General features: G+C 69.3%; 25 protein-coding genes. 14 read left to right on the forward strand and 11 right to left on the reverse strand.

Translation table 11 applies throughout. The annotated features are described in order from the left end of the window. Positions 1 to 131: 131 nt before the first annotated feature. From GXW79_RS09025 to GXW79_RS09040, 4 genes are read right to left on the reverse strand one after another with little or no spacing between them, the layout of a single operon-like run. A complete protein-coding gene (locus tag GXW79_RS09025) occupies positions 132 to 593 on the reverse strand; it encodes an SRPBCC domain-containing protein (RefSeq protein ID WP_211874050.1) in 462 nt (153 codons plus the stop codon). Further along, positions 590 to 1,081 carry a VOC family protein gene (locus tag GXW79_RS09030; protein WP_211874051.1) on the reverse strand — a complete coding sequence of 164 codons (492 nt, stop codon included), beginning with the start codon at positions 1,079 to 1,081 and terminating at the stop codon, positions 590 to 592. The genes GXW79_RS09025 and GXW79_RS09030 overlap by 4 nt, the downstream gene beginning before the upstream one ends. Positions 1,082 to 1,085: 4 nt before the next feature. Beyond that, positions 1,086 to 1,862 (reverse strand): VOC family protein, encoded by a 777-nt coding sequence (locus GXW79_RS09035; RefSeq protein ID WP_211874052.1) that lies wholly within the window; start codon positions 1,860 to 1,862, stop codon positions 1,086 to 1,088. A 13-nt stretch (positions 1,863 to 1,875) separates the two neighbouring features. Beyond that, positions 1,876 to 2,499, reverse strand: a complete 624-nt coding sequence (locus GXW79_RS09040; RefSeq protein WP_211874053.1) for a TetR/AcrR family transcriptional regulator — start codon at positions 2,497 to 2,499, stop codon at positions 1,876 to 1,878. 159 nt (positions 2,500 to 2,658) lie between these two features. On the opposite strand from GXW79_RS09040, the gene GXW79_RS09045 reads away from it, so the two are divergent. The 9 genes from GXW79_RS09045 to GXW79_RS09085 all read left to right on the forward strand — a co-directional run bounded on the left by GXW79_RS09045 (position 2,659) and on the right by GXW79_RS09085 (position 9,929). Then, positions 2,659 to 3,984, forward strand: coding sequence for a TldD/PmbA family protein (locus GXW79_RS09045; protein ID WP_211874054.1), 1,326 nt, complete (start codon positions 2,659 to 2,661; stop codon positions 3,982 to 3,984). After that, positions 3,981 to 4,343 carry a hypothetical protein gene (locus tag GXW79_RS09050; RefSeq protein WP_211874055.1) on the forward strand — a complete coding sequence of 121 codons (363 nt, stop codon included), beginning with the start codon at positions 3,981 to 3,983 and terminating at the stop codon, positions 4,341 to 4,343. Before GXW79_RS09045 ends, GXW79_RS09050 begins: the two co-directional genes overlap by 4 nt. 48 nt (positions 4,344 to 4,391) lie before the next feature. Beyond that, positions 4,392 to 5,357, forward strand: a complete 966-nt coding sequence (locus tag GXW79_RS09055) for a TIM44-like domain-containing protein (protein ID WP_211874056.1) — start codon at positions 4,392 to 4,394, stop codon at positions 5,355 to 5,357. Positions 5,358 to 5,497: 140 nt separating this feature from the next. Further along, entirely contained in the window at positions 5,498 to 5,680 is a 183-nt protein-coding gene (locus GXW79_RS09060; RefSeq protein ID WP_211874057.1) for a hypothetical protein, read from the forward strand. Positions 5,681 to 5,789: 109 nt separating this feature from the next. After that, on the forward strand, positions 5,790 to 6,551 hold the full coding sequence (locus GXW79_RS09065; protein WP_211874058.1) for a (Fe-S)-binding protein: 762 nt from the start codon (positions 5,790 to 5,792) through the stop codon (positions 6,549 to 6,551). Continuing rightward, positions 6,548 to 7,252, forward strand: a complete 705-nt coding sequence (locus tag GXW79_RS09070; RefSeq protein WP_211874059.1) for a 2OG-Fe dioxygenase family protein — start codon at positions 6,548 to 6,550, stop codon at positions 7,250 to 7,252. The genes GXW79_RS09065 and GXW79_RS09070 overlap by 4 nt, the downstream gene beginning before the upstream one ends. Positions 7,253 to 7,319: 67 nt before the next feature. Beyond that, positions 7,320 to 8,138, forward strand: a complete 819-nt coding sequence (locus GXW79_RS09075) for a gamma-glutamyl-gamma-aminobutyrate hydrolase family protein (RefSeq protein ID WP_246503839.1) — start codon at positions 7,320 to 7,322, stop codon at positions 8,136 to 8,138. 298 nt (positions 8,139 to 8,436) lie between these two features. After that, positions 8,437 to 9,123, forward strand: a complete 687-nt coding sequence (locus GXW79_RS09080; protein WP_246503840.1) for a fumarylacetoacetate hydrolase family protein — start codon at positions 8,437 to 8,439, stop codon at positions 9,121 to 9,123. Between the two features lie 5 nt (positions 9,124 to 9,128). After that, positions 9,129 to 9,929 carry an exodeoxyribonuclease III gene (locus GXW79_RS09085; RefSeq protein WP_211874116.1) on the forward strand — a complete coding sequence of 267 codons (801 nt, stop codon included), beginning with the start codon at positions 9,129 to 9,131 and terminating at the stop codon, positions 9,927 to 9,929. Positions 9,930 to 9,938: 9 nt separating this feature from the next. Here GXW79_RS09085 and GXW79_RS09090 read toward each other — a convergent pair whose 3' ends face one another. Then, a complete protein-coding gene (locus GXW79_RS09090) occupies positions 9,939 to 10,853 on the reverse strand; it encodes an LCCL domain-containing protein (protein ID WP_211874060.1) in 915 nt (304 codons plus the stop codon). Between the two features lie 127 nt (positions 10,854 to 10,980). Between GXW79_RS09090 and tsaB the strand changes: the two genes are divergently transcribed. Then, a complete protein-coding gene (tsaB, locus tag GXW79_RS09095; protein ID WP_211874061.1) occupies positions 10,981 to 11,640 on the forward strand; it encodes a tRNA (adenosine(37)-N6)-threonylcarbamoyltransferase complex dimerization subunit type 1 TsaB in 660 nt (219 codons plus the stop codon). After that, entirely contained in the window at positions 11,637 to 12,098 is a 462-nt protein-coding gene (locus GXW79_RS09100) for a GNAT family N-acetyltransferase (RefSeq protein ID WP_367614855.1), read from the forward strand. Before tsaB ends, GXW79_RS09100 begins: the two co-directional genes overlap by 4 nt. Here the strand turns inward: GXW79_RS09100 and GXW79_RS09105 are convergent. After that, positions 12,079 to 12,336: a sulfurtransferase TusA family protein gene (locus GXW79_RS09105; protein ID WP_367614857.1), complete on the reverse strand. Its 258-nt coding sequence runs from the start codon at positions 12,334 to 12,336 to the stop codon at positions 12,079 to 12,081. The two genes, GXW79_RS09100 and GXW79_RS09105, sit on opposite strands and share 20 nt — an antisense overlap. A gap of 92 nt (positions 12,337 to 12,428) precedes the next feature. Between GXW79_RS09105 and GXW79_RS09110 the strand changes: the two genes are divergently transcribed. The 3 genes from GXW79_RS09110 (at position 12,429) to GXW79_RS09120 (ending at position 14,293) form a co-directional block, all read left to right on the forward strand. After that, entirely contained in the window at positions 12,429 to 12,878 is a 450-nt protein-coding gene (locus GXW79_RS09110) for a MucR family transcriptional regulator (RefSeq protein ID WP_211874062.1), read from the forward strand. A gap of 99 nt (positions 12,879 to 12,977) precedes the next feature. Further along, positions 12,978 to 13,493 carry a Fur family transcriptional regulator gene (locus tag GXW79_RS09115; RefSeq protein ID WP_211874063.1) on the forward strand — a complete coding sequence of 172 codons (516 nt, stop codon included), beginning with the start codon at positions 12,978 to 12,980 and terminating at the stop codon, positions 13,491 to 13,493. Further along, on the forward strand, positions 13,493 to 14,293 hold the full coding sequence (locus GXW79_RS09120; protein WP_211874064.1) for a GNAT family N-acetyltransferase: 801 nt from the start codon (positions 13,493 to 13,495) through the stop codon (positions 14,291 to 14,293). Before GXW79_RS09115 ends, GXW79_RS09120 begins: the two co-directional genes overlap by 1 nt. 18 nt (positions 14,294 to 14,311) lie before the next feature. Here GXW79_RS09120 and GXW79_RS09125 read toward each other — a convergent pair whose 3' ends face one another. Genes GXW79_RS09125 through mnmE form a run of 5 tightly spaced genes read right to left on the reverse strand, consistent with a single transcriptional unit; the run spans position 14,312 to position 19,725 of the window. Next, on the reverse strand, positions 14,312 to 15,163 hold the full coding sequence (locus GXW79_RS09125) for a ParB/RepB/Spo0J family partition protein (protein ID WP_211874065.1): 852 nt from the start codon (positions 15,161 to 15,163) through the stop codon (positions 14,312 to 14,314). Then, positions 15,160 to 15,954: a ParA family protein gene (locus GXW79_RS09130; RefSeq protein WP_246503861.1), complete on the reverse strand. Its 795-nt coding sequence runs from the start codon at positions 15,952 to 15,954 to the stop codon at positions 15,160 to 15,162. The genes GXW79_RS09125 and GXW79_RS09130 overlap by 4 nt, the downstream gene beginning before the upstream one ends. Continuing rightward, the gene (gene rsmG, locus GXW79_RS09135; protein ID WP_367614858.1) at positions 15,935 to 16,516 is read right to left on the reverse strand and encodes a 16S rRNA (guanine(527)-N(7))-methyltransferase RsmG; all 582 of its coding nucleotides are present in this window, start codon (positions 16,514 to 16,516) and stop codon (positions 15,935 to 15,937) included. Before rsmG ends, GXW79_RS09130 begins: the two co-directional genes overlap by 20 nt. A gap of 28 nt (positions 16,517 to 16,544) precedes the next feature. Continuing rightward, positions 16,545 to 18,410 carry a tRNA uridine-5-carboxymethylaminomethyl(34) synthesis enzyme MnmG gene (gene mnmG, locus GXW79_RS09140; protein ID WP_211874067.1) on the reverse strand — a complete coding sequence of 622 codons (1,866 nt, stop codon included), beginning with the start codon at positions 18,408 to 18,410 and terminating at the stop codon, positions 16,545 to 16,547. A 19-nt stretch (positions 18,411 to 18,429) separates the two neighbouring features. After that, positions 18,430 to 19,725, reverse strand: coding sequence for a tRNA uridine-5-carboxymethylaminomethyl(34) synthesis GTPase MnmE (gene mnmE, locus GXW79_RS09145; protein ID WP_211874068.1), 1,296 nt, complete (start codon positions 19,723 to 19,725; stop codon positions 18,430 to 18,432). Positions 19,726 to 19,742 lie beyond the last annotated feature (17 nt).

The raw sequence follows: 19,742 nt of genomic DNA on the forward strand, positions 1-19,742 counted from the left end.
TCTCGGGGAGGGCGCTGTCCTCCCCGGACCCCACCCGTCAGGATCGTGTCGATCCTGGGCGTCCATGAGTTGGTTCTTGGGTTTGGGAACGGGTTCTCGCCGAAGGGGGGCAGCGCCCCCCGGGGCGTCCCTCACCCCTCGGCTTCGGCCAGCGCAGCCAGCTGTGCCACCACCGTCCCCCATCCTTCCCGGAAGCCCATTGCTTCGTGCTTCTTCATGCTTTCCTCGTCCCAATGGCGCGCACCGGCACGGTAGAAGGTGCCGCCATCTTTCGGCGTGAGGGTGGCAAAGCCGACCATGAAGGCCGGCGATTGCGGGATCCAGCCCACGGTGAAGGCATCGGTGAAGACGATGCTGCGGTTCGGGATCACTTCGAGGAACACGCCGTCCATCGGCGATGTCTCGGTGCCGTCGGGCCCGCTCATCACCAGGCAGGAGCGGCCGCCCGGCCGGAAGTCCTGCTCGATGATGCGGGTTTTCCAGGGTTTCGGGGCGAACCATTCCTCGGTGCGTTGCGTCCACACCTTGAAGACGCTTTCCGGCGAGGCGTTGATCTGGCGCTCGATGGCGAGTTCGAATTGCGGCTGGGTCATGCGTCGTCTCCGTCTGCCGCCGCGCGGATTGCGGCGAGGTTGAGCTTGGTCTGCGTCATCATGGTCCGCATCGCGCGCGCGGCGCGGGCCGGGTCGGGGTCGGCGATGAGCGCACCGAGCCCGTCGGGGACCACCTGCCAGGAGACGCCGAAGCGGTCCTTCAGCCAGCCGCACTGCACGGGCTTGCCGCCCATGGCAGTCAGCGCGGACCAGTAGTGGTCCACTTCGCTTGCATCTCTGCAGGCGATGGACAGCGAGATGGCCTCGCTGTGCGGATACTGCGGCCCGCCATTGAGCGCCTGGAAGCGCTGCCCGGCGAGGCTGAACTCCACCATCAGCGCGGTGCCCTCGGGGAACGGCGCGCCGGCGCCGTAGCGCGAGATGGCGGTGATGGCGGCGTCGGGAAACACCGAAACGTAGAAGCCCGCCGCGGCTTCCGCCTCGCCGTTGAACCACAGGCAGGGGGCGATGGTCGGGACCTGTGCCACCGCCTCAGCCCTGCGGCCCGACCAGGGCGAACATTGCGCCCTGGGGGTCGCGTGCCTGGATGATCCATTGCCCGCCGGGCACCTCGTGCGGCCCCATGAGCACGCTCCCGCCGGCGGTCTCCAGGCGGGTCTTCGCGGCGGCGATGCTGTCCACGTGGAAGTAGTAGAGCCAGGCCGGGCGCGGCAGGCTGGGGTTGTTGAACATGGCGCCCATCGCCTCGTTCTCGCCCTCGTCGCGGACCAGCTGGTAGGTGCCCATCGGTCCCATGTCGAGCGCCTGGTCCTCGGTCCAGCCGAAGTTGGTGCGGTAGAATTCGAACGCCGATTTCCAGTCGGTGGAGTGCAGCTCGTTCCAGCCGCCATGGCCGACCTGGCCGCGGGCGAAGGGCGGGACGGCACCGGGGGGCATTTCGCCCTCGGGCGCCATCACGTAGAGGACGGCGCCCTGCGGATCCGCGACGAGCGCCATGCGGCCGACACCGGGCAGCGTTACAGCGGGCATCACCTCGGCGCCACCCATGCTGGTCATCCTGGCGATCGTGGCGTCGACATCGGCGACCCGGACATAGCCGAGCCAGCCGGGCTTCATGCCTGGGCCATCCTTGCCGGGGGGCGTCGCCATCAGCCCGCCGACGGCGTTCTCGCCAGCCTTCCAGAACCGGTAATCCATGCCGGGCTGGCCGCTGGGCTGCACCGTCCAGCCGACGACCTCGCCATAGAAGCGGCCGGCAGCGTCGACGTCGTCGGTGAGCAATTCGTACCAGATGAAGGGGCTTGCCATGGATGTCCTCCTGTCAGCGTTGCGCCGCTCCGAACAGCAGCGTGATGTAGCGCCGCAGATGCGCGACGCTCTCGGCCGCGACGGCGACATCGTCGCGCGCCTTGGCAAGGATGAAGGCGCCCTGCAGCACCGCCTGGGTGTGGCGCGCGAGCGAGGCCGCGGAGACGCCGGCGACGCCATGCTGCGCCATCGCGAGTGCGATATCGGCTTCCAGCGTCTCGGCATGGCCGAAGATGGAGCGCGCGCAGGCGTCGCGGATGGCCGGGCTGGAGGCGTAGTTCTCCTGCACCATGGTGCCGACCAGGCAGGTGTAGTCCTCAAGCTTGCCGGCCAGGAGTTCGCCGCGGAAATCGATGTAGGCGAGCACGCGGGGGAGCGGGTCGGCGTGGTCGTGGTAGGGCGCGGTGGCGAACAGCGCGCCGGTCAGCGCGGACCAATGCTCGGCGGCGGCGACGCCCAGCGCCTCCTTGGACGCGAAGTGATGGAAGAAGGCGCCCTTGGTCACGCCCGCCGCGGCGCAGAGCGCATCGACCGAGGTCGCGGAAAATCCCTGCTGCCGGATGAGACCGAGCGCGGCCTGCAGCAGCCGGGCCTTGGCGCTGGGGAGGCTGGTGGCGGGGCTCGGCGTCTGATCCATGGGCTAACATTAGACCGACCGGTTGGTATGGTCAACCCTGGACATCGTGCCGCGGCGGCACATCTTCGTGCTAGCCTTCCGCGCGTGCCGCGGTGAGGCCACGCCGACAGGAGCGTTTCTGGTGAGTATGAATACGCGTGACGACGGGGAGTGCGGCCGATGAGCCATCTCGAAACGCTGGACAGCCTCATCGCAGCCGCGCGCCGGGCGGGCGCGGACAGTGCCGATGCGTTGCTGGTGAAGAACGCCTCGCTCTCCGTCTCCCGCCGCCTGGGCAAGATCGAGCAGCTGGAGCGCGCCGAGGGGTTCGACATCGGCCTGCGCGTCTTCATCGGCCAGCGCCAGGCGGTGATCTCCTCGACCGACGCCGATCCGCGCGGCTTCGAGAAGCTCGCCGAGCGCGCCGTCGCCATGGCGCGGGTGGTGCCGGAGGATAACTTCGCGGGCCTCGCGGACACCGCCAGCTTCACCTTCCCCGATCTCGACCTCGCCGATGCCGAGGAGCCCGCCGCCGAGGCGCTGCTCGCCCGCGCCGCGCTGATCGAGGAAGCCGCACTCTCCGTCCCGGGCATTACCAACAGCGAGGGCGGCGAGGCGAGCTGGTCGCGCACCGAGATCGCACTCGTCGCCTCGAACGGTTTTGCCGGCGGCTACACCCGATCCTCGCACAGCACCGGCATCTCGGTCGTGGCCGGGCAGGGCACCGCGATGGAGCGCGACTGGGAACATTCCTTCACCGTCCACCTCGCGGACCTCGAGGACGCGGCCACGCTGGGCCGGCGCGCTGCCGAGCAGGCCGTGGCCCGCCTCAACCCGCGCCGGCCGGCGACCGCGCGCATCCCGGTGATCTTCGCCCCGCGCGTGTCCGGCTCCCTGCTCGGGCACCTCGCTGGCGCGATCAACGGTGCCTCGGTCGCCCGTGGCACCTCCTTCCTCAAGGACAGCATGGGCAAGGCGGTCGTCGCGCGCGGCCTGACCGTGCGCGACGACCCGCACCGACCGCGCGGCCTCCGCTCCCGCCCCTTCGATGGCGAGGGCCAGCCGGGTGCGGCCCGAGCGGTGGTCGAGGATGGCGTGCTCACCACCTGGGTGTTGGACGCGCGCAGCGCCCGCCAACTGGGCCTCGCCAGCACCGGCCATGCGAGCCGCGGCACCGGCGGGCCGCCGGGGCCATCGACCACCAATTTCTGGCTCGAGCCTGGCCATGTGACGCCGGCGGAACTCATGGGCGACATCGTCGAGGGGCTCTATGTCACCGACCTGATCGGCATGGGGGTCAACGGCGTGACTGGCGACTACAGCCGCGGCGCCGCCGGCTTCATGATCCGCCATGGCGAGCTGGCGGAGCCGGTCAGCGAGATCACCATCGCCGGCCGCCTGCAGGACATCTTCCTGCACATGGCGCCGGCCAACGACCTCACCTTCCGCCGCGGCACCGACGCGCCCACCATCCGCGTCGACGGCCTGACCCTGGCGGGCTCGTGAAGGCCATCCTCGCCGAGGCGGTGGCCGCGCTCGCCGCCCTCGCCGAAGGCCGCGCCGGCGATGCCAAGGCGACGGCGCAACTCGCCATTGCCACCGCGATCCAGATCCCCGACCTGCTCGATGCCGGGCTGCTGCGCCCCGGCGACCTCGACGACGAGGCGCTGGCCGCGATGGCCGTCGTCATCGACGCCGCCGGCGCCTTCGAGGAGGAGGAAGAAACGCTTGTCGAATTCGTGGCCGAGCTGGAGGCGGACGACGTGAAGAACATCGCCGCCGCCGCGCGCCCGTGGGCCGCCGCCGTCTATGCCGATATGGTCCCGCCGGGTGCCAAGACAGGACACTCGCAATCGGGCGCGTGATAACCTATATTCTCCGTAATGTTTTCCCGAACCGGAGAAACCGCTTCCATGCCCCGCAACCGCCCCGCACTTCTCGCTGCCGCCCTGGCCGCAGGCCTGATGGCGCTGGCCCCGACCCTGGCTGACGCCCGTGTCGGAGGCGGCTCCTCCTCCGGCAGCCGCGGCAGCCGCACGCAATCGGCACCCGCCCCGACACAGACCGCGCCCAGCGCGGCACAGCCGATGCAGCGCACGCAGCAGCCGAGCAACCCCTCGGTCGGCTCCACCGCGCCGGCTGCCGCCGGTGCCGCCGCAGCGGCGCGTCCTTCCGCCTCGCGCGGCTTCATGGGAGGGCTGATGGGCGGCCTGCTCGGTGCGGGCCTGATCGGCGTGCTGTTCGGCGCCGGTCTCATGGGTGGCCTGGGTGGCTTCGCCTCCATCCTGGGCCTGCTCTTCCAGGTCGCGCTGGTCGTCGGCGTGATCTGGCTGGTGATGCGGCTGTTCCGCGGCCGCCGCCAGCAGCCGGCCTATGCCGCGGCCGGCGTCGGTGACGGTGCCACCGGCTATGCCCGCCAGGCCCAGATGCCGATGAGCGGCTCGGCCGGCCCGGCCACGGTTGCGACCATGCCGTTCAACCCGACGCCTGCCGATTTTCAGGCCTTCGAGCAGCTGCTCAAGGGCGTGAACGCGGCCTGGAGCGCGCGCGACATGGCCTCGCTCAACCGCCTCGCCACGCCGGAGATGGTCGGCTACTTCAACGATGACTACGCCGCGCTCGACGCGCGCGGCTGGCGCAACGAGACACGCGACCTGACCTTCGACCAGGGCGACCTGTCCGAGGCCTGGAACGAGGGTGGCCGCGACTACGCGTCCGTCGCGATGAAGTTCTCCATGGTCGATGTCACCCGCCGCGTCGCCGACAATGCGGTCGTCGAGGGCGACCCGAACCGCCGCACGACGGCGACCGAGATCTGGACCTTCGTGCGCCCGCGTGGCGCGGCCTGGCAGCTCTCGGCGATCCAGCAGGCCGCCTGATCCGCACCACACCGGCGGAGGAATCGAGGGCCTCACAGCAATGTGGGGCCCTTTTTACGTGCGGCGTCCCCAAATATGGCGCAACCATGGCGATGCGATGGCGTCTCTGCCGTATTCGCCCCAAGTTCGGGAGTGCACACATGACCTCCGTTTCCACCCTGGCCGCCATAGCCGCCAGCACCGCCGTCGCAGGTTTCGCGACGGTCGGGTCCGTGCTGTTCGGCCTTCAGGCGGCGCCGGCAATGCTTGCTGCGCCGGTCCTGGGGCTGCTGTCTCTCGGTACCGGGCTCGGTGCAGCGACGCTGGCGATGCGCGGCCATTGATCGGCTGATCTGCCGCGGCGCAGGCCATGCGCCGCGGGTAGCACTGGCGCGCGGTCGCTCGGGCCGACACGCACTGGTAACGGTGCCGCCCGGGCCCTAATCTCCACGCATGGCCCAGCCGCGCGTCGCCCTCTTCGTCACCTGCCTGGTCGATCTGTACCGCCCCAGCGTCGGCTTCGCGGCAATCCGCCTGCTCGAGCGCGCCGGCTGCGTGGTGAGCGTGCCCGAGGTGCAGACCTGCTGCGGCCAGCCCGCCTACAACGCTGGTGACCGGGGCACGGCGCGCGAGATCGCCCGCTCCGTGGTGGACGCCTTCACCGGCTACGACCACGTCGTGGTGCCGTCTGGCTCCTGCGGTGCGATGATCAGCCACCACTACCCTTCGCTGTTCGAGGACGACCCGGAGTACCGCGGCCGCGCCGAGGCGCTGGCCGCCCGTACGCACGAGCTGGTCGCCTTCCTCACCGACGTCATGGGCGTCGCTGCGGTCGAGGGCGACCATGCCGGCATCGTCACCTACCACGACAGCTGCTCGGGCCTGCGCGAGCTGGGCGTGAAGGCGCAGCCGCGCGCCCTGCTTGCCTCCATGCCCGGCGTGACGCTGAAGGAAATGGCCGAACCCGAGATCTGCTGCGGCTTCGGCGGCACCTTCTGCGTGAAGTACCCTGACATCTCGACGCGCATGGTCTCCGACAAGACGCGCGACATCGCCGCAACCGGCGCGCAGACGCTGCTCGCCGGCGACCTCGGCTGCCTGCTCAACATGGCCGGGCGCCTCAAGCGCGAGGGCTCGCCCATCAAGGTGCGCCACGTGGCCGAGGTGCTGGCGGGGATGGATGCCGACCTGCCCGCGATCGGCGACGCGCCATGAGCCAGAGCCTCACCGCCGCCATCGCCGACCACGGCTTCCTGCACGTCGAGGGCAGCCGGATGGCGGCACTGCTCGGCGACGCCGTCGCCGCCTTGCCCGAATTCGTGGCGAGCTGGGAACGGCTCGAGACCGACACCCACATGCGCGACGGCGGCCGCTACCGCCAGCGTCGCATCGCCAATTTCGCCGCAGAGCCCGGCATTCCCGGCCACAGCCGCGGCGAGCACCGGCCGCATTTCCAGGCCGTGGTCCACAACACGCTCAATGGCGGCGTCGATCGCTGGTTCGCGCCTATCGAGGACGCGATCGGCACCAACGCCGCGCTGCAGGCGCTGCTCGATCTCGGCCGCGACCTGGCCGACAGCCTGGCCGGCGCGCAGCGCTGGTTCGTTGAGGCGCATCAGTTCCGCATTGAGGCGGCGCCCGGCGCGCCCGGCTACCCGACGCCGGAGGGCGTGCACCAGGACGGCGTGGACCTGGTCATCATCGCCATGCTGCGCAGGATCAACCTCGCCGGCGGCGAGACGCTGGTCGAATCGCTCGACGGCCGACCGCTCGCGCACTTCACGCTCCGCGACGCGCTGGACAGCGCCATCCTCGATGACCGGCGGGTCCGCCATGGCGTGAGCCCGATCGAGCCGGTTGATCCGCGGCTGCCCTCGGCGCGGGATGTCCTCGTCCTGACCTGGAAGCGGCGCTGAATGCCTGCCCTGCAGGCAACGCGGCACGGAAAGCCCATTTAAACCCGCCTCATGCCTTGATTGCGCCATGGCGAAGTTCCACGATCCCACCATCATGCGGCCCCTCATCGGCATTTCCTGCTGCGTCAAGGCATTCGGCACTTTCGGCACGCCAAACCACGCGGCATCCAACAGCTACGTCCATGTCGTGCTCGGCCCGGTGGGCGGGTTGCCGGTGCTGTTGCCGGCTGCCGGTCCCGAGGTGGTCGAGGACTTGCTGCCGCGACTCGACGGGCTGATCCTGACCGGCAGCCGCAGCAATGTATGGCCGGGACATTACGAGGGGCCGGACCATGCGCCGGGCACCCCTGAGGACCAGCAGCGCGATTCGACCACGCTGCCGCTGATCCGCGCCGCCGTGCAGGCCGGCCTGCCGCTTCTCGCGATCTGTCGCGGCATGCAGGAGCTGAATGTCGCGTTGGGCGGCAGCCTCGACCAGCGCATCCAGGATCTCGAGGGTCGCATGGACCACTCGACGCCGTCCGAGCAGCCGTTGCCGGCCGTGCGCGTCGGCAAGGCCCACGCCGTGCGGCTCGCCGGCAACGGGCGCCTGGCGGCGATGCTGGGCGGGGCCGCCACGCTGCCGGTGAATTCGCTGCACAACCAGGGTGTCCAGCGCCTGGCCCCGCGACTGAATGCCGAGGCCTGGGCGCCGGACGGCACTGTCGAGGCGGTGACCTGCCCCGATGGCTGCGGCTACCTGCTCGGCGTGCAGTGGCATCCGGAATATGATTGGGAGCGCGACCGCATGAGCCGCCGCATCTTCGAGGTGTTCGGCGATGCCTGCCGCGCCTGGGCCGCGCGCCGCGTCGACCCTGCCGCTCCGGTTCCGCTCGCCGCCGAGTAGCCCGATACCTGCGCCTGTGGAATGGCAGGGTTGCGGGCACATGGTGCTGTGGCGGATTCGGCGCGTGAATTTGTGGCGCCGGCTTGCTAATATGCGTCTGCCGGTTGCTGCAAGCCGGCGGTCGAGACCCGGACTCCCCTTCCGGCTCGCCCGACCAAATCCGATCGGATCATTGCGTATGGCGCCCGGTGACCCCCCTCACCGGGCGCTTTTTTGCGCGCCCCGCGACCGCCTTGGGGATTGCGCCGGCGGGGCGCGCCGCTATCGTCCCGCGCGCACAAGCCCCGGAGATCCCCCCTTGCCCTCCTATGTCGTCTCGCCACCTGCCGTCGCCGCCCTGCCGATCGTCGGCAGCGATTCCATGTTCCCCGTCCGCCGCATCTTCTGCGTCGGGCGCAACTACGCCGAGCACGCCATCGAGATGGGCTCCGACCCGACCCGCGAGCCGCCCTTCTATTTCACGAAACCGGCCGACGCGCTGGTCATCAACGATGCCGACATGCCCTACCCGCCGGCGTCCAAGCAGCTGCACCATGAGATGGAGCTGGTCGTCGCCATCGGCGTCGGCGGCGCCAACATCGCGGTCGAGGACGCGCTGAAGCACGTCTGGGGCTATTGCGCCGGCCTCGACATGACGCGGCGCGATCTGCAGAACGAGGCCAAGAAGACCGGACGCCCATGGGACATGGGCAAGGGTTTTGACCATTCCGCCCCGATGGGCGCGCTGGTGCCGGCCGCGGGCGTCGATGTGTCCAAGGGCCTGATCGAGCTGAAGGTCAACGGCAAGGTTCGGCAGACCTCGGACCTGTCCAAGCTGATCTGGTCGGTGCCGGAGGTGATCTCCAACCTCTCGCATCTGGTGACCCTCGCACCCGGCGACCTCATCATGACCGGCACGCCGGAGAACGTGGCCGCCGTCGAGCGCGGCGACCTGCTCGAGGGCGTGGTCGAGGGCGTGGGCACCGTGGTGGTCAAGATCGTTTGACCACGCTGCGCGTCGCGACCTGGAACATCAACTCGGTCCGGCTGCGGCTGCCGCTGGTCGGCGATGTCGTGCGCGACCTCGCGCCCGACGTTCTCTGCCTGCAGGAGACGAAATGCCCCGACGATCTGTTCCCCGTCGAGGGCCTGAGAGCCTTCGGGTTCGAACACATCGCGCATCGCGGGATGAAGGGCTACAACGGGGTGGCGATCCTTTCGCGCATCCCGTTCACGGTGCGCGCCGATGACCCGAACTGGTGCGAGAAGGGCGATTGCCGGCACTTGGGCGTCACCCTTGCCACACCCTCGGGACCGGTAGACCTGCATGACTTCTACGTGCCCGCCGGCGGCGACATCGCCGACCGGAACGTGAACGTGAAGTTTGCCCACAAGCTGGATTTCGTCGCCGAATGCACCGCCTGGAACGCCGCGCGCGGCCCGGCCCGGCGCAGCGTGCTGGTGGGCGACCTCAACATCGCCCCCCTCGAACACGACGTCTGGTCGCACAAGCAGCTGCTCGACGTGGTCTCCCACACGCCCGTCGAAGTCGAGGCGATCGCCGCCTGGCAGCGCGCCGGGTCATGGCATGACGCGCTGCGCCACTTCGTGCCGGCCGACCAGAAGCTCTACACGTGGTGGTCCTACCGGGCGCGGGATTGGGAGGCGACCGATCGCGGTCGGCGGCTCGACCACGTCTGGGTCAGCCCGGACCTCGCCGCCGGGCTACACTCCCACACCATCCTTAAGGCGGCTCGCGGCTGGGAACGCGCCTCGGACCATGTGCCGGTGCTGGTCGAGCTCGCCGTCTAGCCGAGCCGCCTACTTCACCACCGGGACGCGCGGATTGTTCACGCCGGGCGACTGCACGGCGGCAGCCGCGGCGGTGACGCGAAAACTCTGCTGCCAGGGGCCGTAGCTGTTCGAGACGATGCCGTTGCGGGCGCCGCCGGGGTAGCTCTGCTGGCCCTGCGCGCGGGAGACGGTGACGCTGCCCCCGCCCGGCCCGATGGCGCCGGCATGCACCGCCGCCACGCACACCGCGCTGTCGTCGGTATAGACGTCGATGCCCCAGATCGGTGCCGCGGTAGTGGCCGCCGAAGCCGAGCAGGCGCAGGTGAAGCGCGCCGGCGCGTTCGGCATCGCGTTGAGCGGCCCCGGGCACGCCATCGGCGCGGCGTTGGCGGCCCCGATGGCGCGGCCAAGGCCCTGCACGGTGGTCAGGATCGAGCGGCGGACGGCGTCGGGGATGGTGGCGGCGTCGCTGAGCTGCGCCGCGTCGTCGATCCACACGGCCACTTCGCCGTCAAAGCGGTTGCCGGTCGCGGTGATGGAGACGCCGGTGCCGCTTGCGCGCAGCACGAAGCCGATCGCGGCGGCGCAGATCGGCGCCGTGCCGGGGCTGATGCTCAGCGTCCCAGCGGTGATGGCGAGCGTCGGACGGCCCGGCGTGAAGCCGGGGCTGCGCACCAGCATGCCGTCGTTCATCGGCACGCGCTCCGCGCCCGGCGCCATGGTCACACCGGCCTGCGCCAGCTCGCGCGCGACGCTGGCCATGAGCTCGGTGGTGTAGGGCTCGGTGAAGCCGCATTCGGCGATCGCCGCGGTGCGGCCGATGAAGCCGATATAGGCCTGGAGCGTGCCGAGACCGCGCAGGCCGGGAAATTCGGGCGCGGGCTGCCCCTGGGCGGCCAGGGGAGCCATCAGCATCGCCAACATCGCTGCAAATCTGAGCATCGAGACGTCTCTTTCCTTCGCACGGTCGCTGAACCCGCTGAGCATGGCGCGGTCCCCCGGTGACCGCATCTGAAAGTTTCGCGTTCATCCCTTTGCCGCCGCCGCCGCGCCAGGGTAGGAGCGAAGCATGCTGATCCTTGCCCTCGACGGCGCCTTGTCGCGCTGCTCGGCCGCGCTGTGGTGCGATGGCGCCATCCTGGCCGAAGCGACGCGCGACGCGGCGCGGGGCCAAGCCGCATTGCTGCCGCCGATGGTGGCGGACCTGCTGGAAAGGTCAGGGTTGGCGGCTGCGGCGCTCGACGCGGTGGCTGTGGGCGTGGGCCCGGGTGGCTTCACCGGCTTGCGCGCCGCCCTCTCGCTTGCCGAAGGCATCGCCGCGGGCGCGGGCGTCTCCCTCATCGGCGTCACTACCGGGGAGGCGATGGTGGCCGCGCTGCCGCAATGGCAGCGCCGCGGTCGTGCGGTGTGGTCGGCGATCGACAACAAGCGGGGCAGCATCGTGCTGGAGCGCTTCGCGGTCGACAGCGCGACGCCCTCGGGGCCGCCGGAGGTTTTCGCGCTCGATGCGTTGCCGCGACCGGATGGCGCTGCCGCGATCACGGGCGATGCCGCCGCACCGGTCGCGGCGCGCCTGGCGGCGCGGGAGCTCGATGTCATGCTGACCGATTCGCGGCTGCCCGAGGCGAGCGCCCTGGCCGCCGTTGCCGCTGCGCGCCTTTCGGGCGCCTTGCCGCCGCGCGCCGCCGTGCCGCTCTATGCCGAGCCGCCAGCCGTGCGCGGCGCGTGATCCTGCGCGCCGCCCTCGCCGCAGAGTCGGCGGTTCTCGCCGCTATCCACGCCGAGGCCTTCGATCCGCCGGAACGCTGGGGAGCGGCGGCCCTCGCCCTCATGCTGGAGGCAGAGGGCGGCCTCGGGGTCCTGGCACTCTCGGGTGCGCCGCCGTTCGGCGAGGAGCCGCTGGGGTTCGTGCTGGCGCGGGTGGCGGCCGGCGAGGCAGAGATCCTGACGCTCGCCGTCCGCCCCGGAACGCGACGCGCCGGTGTGGGCCGTGCCCTGCTCGCGGCCGCCCGGGGCGCCGTGGGCATGCGCGGCGCTGCCGCGCTGTTTCTCGAAGTGGCGGAGGGCAACCATGCCGCACGCGAACTCTACCGCACGGCCGGCGCCGTGGAGGTCGGCCGCCGGCGCGGCTACTACGCCGGCGGTGCCGACGCGCTGGTTCTGCGCATCACCCCTTCTTCTGAATAACCAGCAGGGTAGTGCCGTCGGAATGATCTTCTCTCGACAATAGTTGGTGACCCTGTTCAATCGCCGTGCGCGGTACATTGCGCCTTGCTTCATCGCCGCGCAGCAGCACGGCGAGTTTCGCCGCCGCAGGCAAGCGATCAAGTGCCAGGCGCACATGGACGAAGGTCATGGGGCAGATCTCGGCGGTGACGTCGATGCTCTGGTCTGGTACGGCCCCGGCGATCGCTTGTGAATTCACGGAAACTTTCCTTAATTCAGAACCGGGCTATTGCGGGATTATGATATAAATGCGTATACACCGCAATCGATCCGAAAAGTGGACAAGCAATCATGGCCGACAATGGCGCCAACCCTGATATCCTAGGACTGACCGCCGAAATCGTGGCGGCGCACGTGTCCAACAATGCAGTTTCACTGCCCGATCTTCCCGGCCTTATTCAGGACGTCTACCGGACCCTCGCCAATGTGGGCGCGCCGCCGGCGCCCGCAGCGGAGAAGCCGCAGCCTGCGGTACCGGTCAAGAAATCGATCACGCCTGAGTATCTGATCTGCCTGGAAGACGGCAAGAAATTGAAGATGCTGAAGCGCCATCTCAAGACCGCCTATAATCTTTCGCCCGAACAGTACCGTGATCGCTGGGGCCTGGGCTCCGACTATCCCATGGTAGCGCCGAATTACGCGAAGCATCGCTCGAACCTCGCCAAAAAGATCGGGCTTGGCACCAAGCCGCGTGGCCGCCCGCCGCGTGCCGGTCGCCAGCCCGCCACGAAGGCGATCTGACGGCGCCGCCGACCACGGAGGTTTGCCGGGACGCGCCACACGGCTATGGTCCGTGGGCCGCATCCCGCGTGAACGCTCCGAGGACACCGCGCTTTTTCTATGGACACGCGTCCGACATCCCGCCGCCAGGATCAGAGCGCCAAAGCGCCGCCCGCCAAGACGTCGCGGGCTGAGCCTTCGCGGATCGAACGGCTCTGCATCGAGCGCGGCCTGAAGATGACCGGGCAGCGCCGGCTGATTGCGCGCGTGCTATCGGATGCCGAGGATCACCCCGACGTCGAGGAGCTTTACCGGCGTGCGCTGGCGCTCGACAACAAGGTCTCGGTCGCTACCGTGTACCGCACGGTGCGGCTGCTCGAGGAAAAAGGCATCCTCGACCGGCGCGATTTCGGCGGCGGACGGGCCCGTTACGAGCCGACCGAGCATGGCCAGCACCACCACCTGATCGACGTCGAGACCGGCCGCGTCATCGAGTTCGTCGATGAGGCTTTTGAGCGCCTCGCACAGGCGATCGCGGCGCGGCTGGGGTTTTCCATGGTGCAGTTTCGCCTCGAGATCTTCGGCCAGCGCGACGCGGAAGAATCCAACCCCGCGCCGCCTGAGGCTCCGCGCTGATGCCATTGCGCGATGCGGCCGGCTTTGGGGAATTGCGCGCGCTCAATCTGGGCGTGCGCCTCGCGGAGACCGAGGCCGAGATCGATGCGGCGCAGGCGCTGCGCTACCAGGTGTTCTACGACGAGATGGGTGCGGTGGCGGACCCCGCGACCGCGGCTGCGCGGCGCGACGTCGATGATTTCGACACGGTGGCTGACCACCTTCTCGTCCTCGACCATGATCGCGGCGAGGGTCCAAAGGCGGTGGTCGGCACCTACCGGCTGATCCAGAAGGCCGGAGCCGAGGCGATTGGGCGGTTCTATTCGGAATCGGAGTATGACCTGGCGCCGCTGATGGCGCTGCCAGGTAAAGTCATGGAGCTCGGCCGCTCCTGCGTCGACGAGGCGTATCGCACGCGGGCCGCGCTGCAGCTGCTGTGGCGAGGCATCGCTGCCTATGTCTGGAAGCACGACATCGAGATCATGTTCGGCTGCGCGTCGCTGCATGGCACCGACCTCACGATGCTCGCGCCGCAACTCACCTACCTGTACACGAACCATCTCGCGCCGGAGCACATCCGCCCGCGGGCGATCGCCGAGCGCTACGTGGACATGCGCCGGATGGATCCGGCCGACGTCAATGCCCGAGCTGCCGCTCTGGCCCTTCCGCCCCTGGTCAAAGGCTACCTTCGGCTTGGTGGCTTCGTGGGTGATGGCGCGGTGCTCGACCAACAGTTCAACACGACCGATGTCTGCATCGTGGTGAAGACCGACCAGGTCACCAAGAAATACTTCGACCATTACGATCGACACCGCGACTGACCGTCGTCGTTGCCGTGGCTACGTGTCCGGCTGCAGCAGCCGGACAAGCCCGTCGAGCTGGTCCAGCGTTCTGTAGCTGATCGTGAGGCTGCCGCCGGCGCCGCTGGCGGCGAGCCTGACCTTGAGGCCGAGCGCCTCCGTCAGGGTGCGTTCCAGCGCCGCGGCGTCCGCATCCTGGCGCTGCATCGTGTGGTTAGCGACCGAGGGTCCACGGCCGGCGGCGAGGGCTTCGGCCTGGCGCACGTTCAGGCCGCGCGCGATGATCTGGTTGGCGAGCTTTTCCGGCTCGGCGGCGGTGAGCAGCGCGCGTGCGTGTCCTGCGGTGAGGTGGCCGTCACGCAGCAGGTCGCGCACATGGCTCGAGAGATTGAGCAGGCGCAGGGTGTTCGCGACGTGGCTGCGCGACTTGCCTACCGCCTTGCCCAGGCTTTCCTGCGTCAGGCCGAACTGCTCGGTGAGCCGGGAATAGCCCTCCGCCTCCTCGATGGCATTGAGATCCTCGCGCTGGAGGTTCTCCACCAGGGCGGCAGCCATGGCCGTGCGATCGTCGAAGTCGCGGATGAGGACCGGCACCTCGTGCAAGCGTGCCAGCTGTGCTGCTCGCCAGCGGCGTTCGCCACCGATGATCTGGTAGATCGTGGCATCGCCGGGCTTCGGCCTGACGAGGATGGGTTGGAGGATGCCGTGCTCGCGGATCGAGCCGGTGAGCTCCTCGAGGTCGGCCGGGTCGATCGGGCCGCGCGGCTGGAACGGACCAGGTTCCAGAGCCTCGATCGGCAGGCTGCGGGTGGCGGTCGGCGTGCTGGCGACGGCTTCGCCCATCAGAGCCGAGAGGCCCATGCCGAGGCGGGGGGGCTTCTTGCCGCTCATCGCGCCATCTTCCGGCGGGCAAGAAACTCGACCGCCAGTGCCTCGTACGCCGCGGTTCCGGGCGATCGCGGGTCATACAACGCGATCGGCAGGCCGTGGGACGGGGCCTCGCTGAGCCGGATATTGCGGGGGATCACCGTCGCGAACACCTTCGCGCCGAAGAAGGCCCTGACGTCGGCGGCCACGAGCTCGGATAGATTGTTACGGCGATCAAACATGGTTAGCAGGATACCCTCGAGCGCCAGGCGCGGATTGAGCGAGCGTGCGACGCGATCGATGGTGCGGGTGATCTGGCTCACCCCTTCGAGCGCGAAGAACTCGCATTGCAGTGGAACGAGCACGCTATCCGCCGCGACAAGGGCGTTGAGCGTGAGAAGGCCAAGGGAGGGCGGGCAATCGATGAAGATGTCATCGAAGCCGGCCATGTCGGGCACCGCCAACGCATCGGCCAGCCGATGCTCACGTCGCTCCGTGGCGGCGAGTTCCACCTCCGCACCGGCGAGGTCCGGGTCTGCGGGAAGGATGGTGAGCTTGTCCAGCATGGTCGGGCGCGTGAGCGCGGCGAGCGATTGACCGCCGGCGAGTGCCGCATAGCTGCCGGCGCCGCGTTCGTGGCGCGGGATGCCCAGGCCCGTGGAGGCGTTGCCCTGCGGGTCGAGGTCGATGAGCAGAACGCGGCGGCTCTGCGCAAGTGCCGCTGCGAGGTTGATGGCCGAGGTGGTCTTCCCGACGCCGCCCTTCTGATTGGCGAAGGCGGTGATGCGTGGAGGCTTATGCGCCGGCACGGGCAATCTCACTGAGACGGAGGATGGTGGCGGCAGGATCGGTGGCGCTGGGGTGCCGCTCGACGCGCAATCTCCAGCCATGCAGCGCCTCGGTCAACTCGGCTTCGGCGTTCCGGCCCTTCGGGAACAGCGCGACACCGTCTCGGCCGAGGAAGCGCTCCGCATAGACAAGCAGCTGGGTGAGCGGTGCGAGCGCGCGGGCTGTAAGGACGGCGAGTGGCGGCAGGCTCGTGGATTCGATGCGTGCCGTATGGATGGTGACATTCCGAAGATCCATGGCGCGTGTCGCCTCCACCAGGAAGGCCGCCTTGCGACGATCGGACTCGACCAGGTGCCAGGCACGCTGCGGCTCCGCGGCGGCGAGGATGAGCCCGGGCAAGCCGGCGCCTGAACCGAGGTCCGCGGCGACGCCGGCTGGAGGCAGGAGTGGCAACAGCTGCAGGCTGTCCGATAGGTGGCGCCGGTCAAGGCTCGCCAGGTCCCCGGGCGCGACCAGGTTGATGCGGGCATTCCAGGTCGTGAGCAGCGCCTTGTATGTGTCAAGACGCGCCGCGAGATCTGGACTCACGATGACCGAGGGGCGGGGTGCGGCGTCATCACGCCGCGTTTGCCCGGCGAAGATGAACGGCCAGCGCCGCTATAGCGGCCGGCGTGATACCGGGCACACGACCTGCGCCGCCCAGTGTCCCGGGGCGCGCCCTCGCGAGCCGCTGGCGCATCTCGTTGGAGAGGCCGGGGACAACCGCGAAATCGACCTCCTCCGGGATGCGGGTCTTCTCTTCGCGCGCCAGCAGGCGGAGCTCGGCCTCCTGCCGTTCAAGGTACGGGGCGTAGAGTGCTTCGGCCTCCAACTGGGTTCGGATGCCGGGCGGCAGGTCGAGAAGCCATGGGAAGGCGCGCGCAGCATCGATCACCGGCACATCCGGCAGAGCCAGGGTGTCGAGCGCCGTCCGTCGCTTGCCATCCTGGTTAACGGGAATGCCGAGCGAGGCGAGATGCGAAGGTGTGACGCTTTCGGCGCGTGCGCGCGCCAGGGCCGCGGTGACCGCGGACGCGAACTCCGCGTGGCGACGGGCCCGTTCGGGACCGACGCAGCCCCAGGCGATGCCGATATCCGTCAGGCGTAGGCCGGCATTGTCCGCGCGCAGCGAGAGACGGTGCTCGGCCCGCGCCGTCAGCATGCGATAGGGTTCGGAGACACCCTGGAGGGTGAGGTCGTCGATGAGCACGCCGGCATAGGCTTCGGCCCGGCTCAGCAGGCGGTCTGGCGCCGCGCCCCCGGCGCGTTGCGCGGCGTTCACTCCCGCGAGCAGCCCCTGGATAGCTGCCTCCTCGTAGCCGGTGGTTCCATTGATCTGGCCGGCCAGGAACAGGCCCCGTATGGCGCGGAGTTCCAGGGTCGGGTGCAAGGCGCGCGGGTCGACATAGTCATATTCGATCGCGTAGCCGGGCCGCAGGATCACCGCGCGCTCCAGCCCTGGGATGGAGGCGATCATCGCGGCCTGCACCGGTTCGGGGAGCGAGGTCGATATCCCGTTCGGATAGACGGTGTCGTCGTCGAGGCCTTCGGGTTCGAGGAAGATCTGGTGGCGCTCTCGATCGGCGAAGCGCGTGACCTTGTCCTCGATCGATGGGCAATAGCGCGGACCGGCGCCTTGGATGCGGCCGGAATAGACGGCCGTCCTGTGCAGGTTCTCGCGGATCAGGGCGTGGGTCGCGGGCGTGGTGCTCGTGATGCCGCAGGCGATCTGCCGGTTGGTGATGCGGCTGGTGAGCCAGGAGAGCGGTTCGGGCGTGGCATCGCCCCATTGGCGCTCGGTCGCGTCCCAGTCGATCGTGCGGCCATCGAGGCGCGGTGGGGTGCCGGTCTTCAATCGCCCCAGCGGCAGGCCGGCTCGTTCAAAGGTCAGGGCAAGGGCAGTTGCCGGCGCATCGCCGACGCGACCGGCGGGGATGCGGCGTTCTCCGATATGGATCTCGCCGCGCAGGAAAGTGCCGGTCGTGACGACGAGCGCACGGCAAGCGATGGCGTCGCCAGACCCCGTGACGAGGCCGGTGATGGCGCCGTCCGGTGACCGCTGGATGTCGGTCGCCATGCCTTCGATCAGGGTGAGGTTGGGTGTGGCGTCCAGCAGCGCCCGCATGGCCTGTGCGTAGAGGCGTCGATCGGCCTGGGCTCGCGGCCCGCGGACGGCCGGGCCTTTTGACGCGTTGAGCATCTTGACGTGGATGGCCGCGGCATCGGCGGCGCGGGCCATCAAACCGTCCAGTGCGTCAATCTCCCGCACGAGATGGCCCTTGCCGACCCCGCCGATGGCGGGGTTGCAGGACATGGCCCCGATGCTGGCCAGCGACTGCGTGACCAGGGCCGTGCGCGCGCCGCATCGTGCAGCGGCGGCAGCTGCCTCGCACCCGGCGTGGCCGCCGCCGATGACGACGACATCGAAGCTGGAGGAAATCATGGTGGGCGTTATACGCGCCTCACTTGCCGATACAAAAATCTTTGAAAACGATGTCGAGGATCGATTCCACGTCGACGCGCCCCGATAGCCGCCCCAGCGACCTCAGGGTGGCGCGCAATGCCTCGGCGACCAGTTCCGGATGACGCGCACCAGCGGCCTGGTCGAGCCACTCGGCGGCCTCGTTGAGTGCGGCGCGGTGGCGAGGGCGCGTTAACAAGCCCTCGCCGCCTGCTCGTGTTGCGGCCGCGCGTGTCAGGGTATCGCGTAGGGCCGCAATGCCGGCGCCGGTGCGTGTCGAGATCGCAAGCGCCCCTGAGATCGTGGGCGGCCCAAGATCGCTTTTGGTCGCGATTGTGACCGTGTCAGGCCCAAGCAGAGCAAGGGTCCACGGGTCAGGCTCCACATCGGCGGCAAAGAGCGCCAGGCAAAGATCGGCCCGCTCAGCGCGTGCCAAAGCGCGACGGACGCCCTCGCCTTCGATAGCTTCGGCGGTTTCGCGAAGCCCAGCCGTGTCGCACAGCGTCACGGGCACCCCACCGAGATCCAGGCGGATCTCGACGATATCTCGCGTGGTGCCAGCGATCGGAGAGACGATTGCGGCTTCCCTCTCTGCGAGAACGTTCAGCAGCGACGACTTGCCGGCGTTTGGCGCTCCGAGAATGGCGATGACCAGACCGTCCCGAAGGCGTTCGCCGCGGGGCGCCTCGGCAAGATCGGCGCGGATCTCGGCGCCAAGCGCCTTCGATCCGGTCCTGGCGCGGTCGCCAAGATCATTGGGCAGGTCATCATCGGCGAACTCAATTGCGGCTTCCTGGTGTGCCAGGAGCCGCGCGCATTGGGCAGTCCAGTCGGCCGAACGCCGCGCCAGCGCGCCACCAGCCTGGGCCAAGGCCTGCCGTCGCTGTTGCGAGGTTTCCGCTGCGATGAGATCAGCAATGCCTTCCGCCTCGGTGAGGTCGAGGCGGCCATGCAGAAAGGCGCGGCGCGTGAACTCGCCCGGCTCGGCCGGGCGCGCCCCGAGGGCCGTTAGCGCGTCGGCCACACCGGAGAGGACAGCAGGGCCGCCGTGGAGATGCAGTTCGGCCGCATCCTCTCCGGTGTAGGATCCGGGAGCCGGAAACCAGACGATGATGGCTTGATCCAGAACCTCGCCGGTGGCGTCGCGAAGGTAGCGCAGGCTCGCCCTTCGCGGAGGCGGCAACTTGCCCGCCAGGCTATGAAGGATGCGCGCGGAGTCCACACCCGAGATCCTCAAAACGGCCAATGCCGCCCTGCCTGCGCCGGAGGCAAGCGCGAAGATTGTCGATGTCGTCACAGTCCACAGCTTTGCTT

The sequence above is a fragment of the Plastoroseomonas arctica genome, assembly GCF_018128965.1.
GTDB lineage: Bacteria > Pseudomonadota > Alphaproteobacteria > Acetobacterales > Acetobacteraceae > Plastoroseomonas > Plastoroseomonas arctica.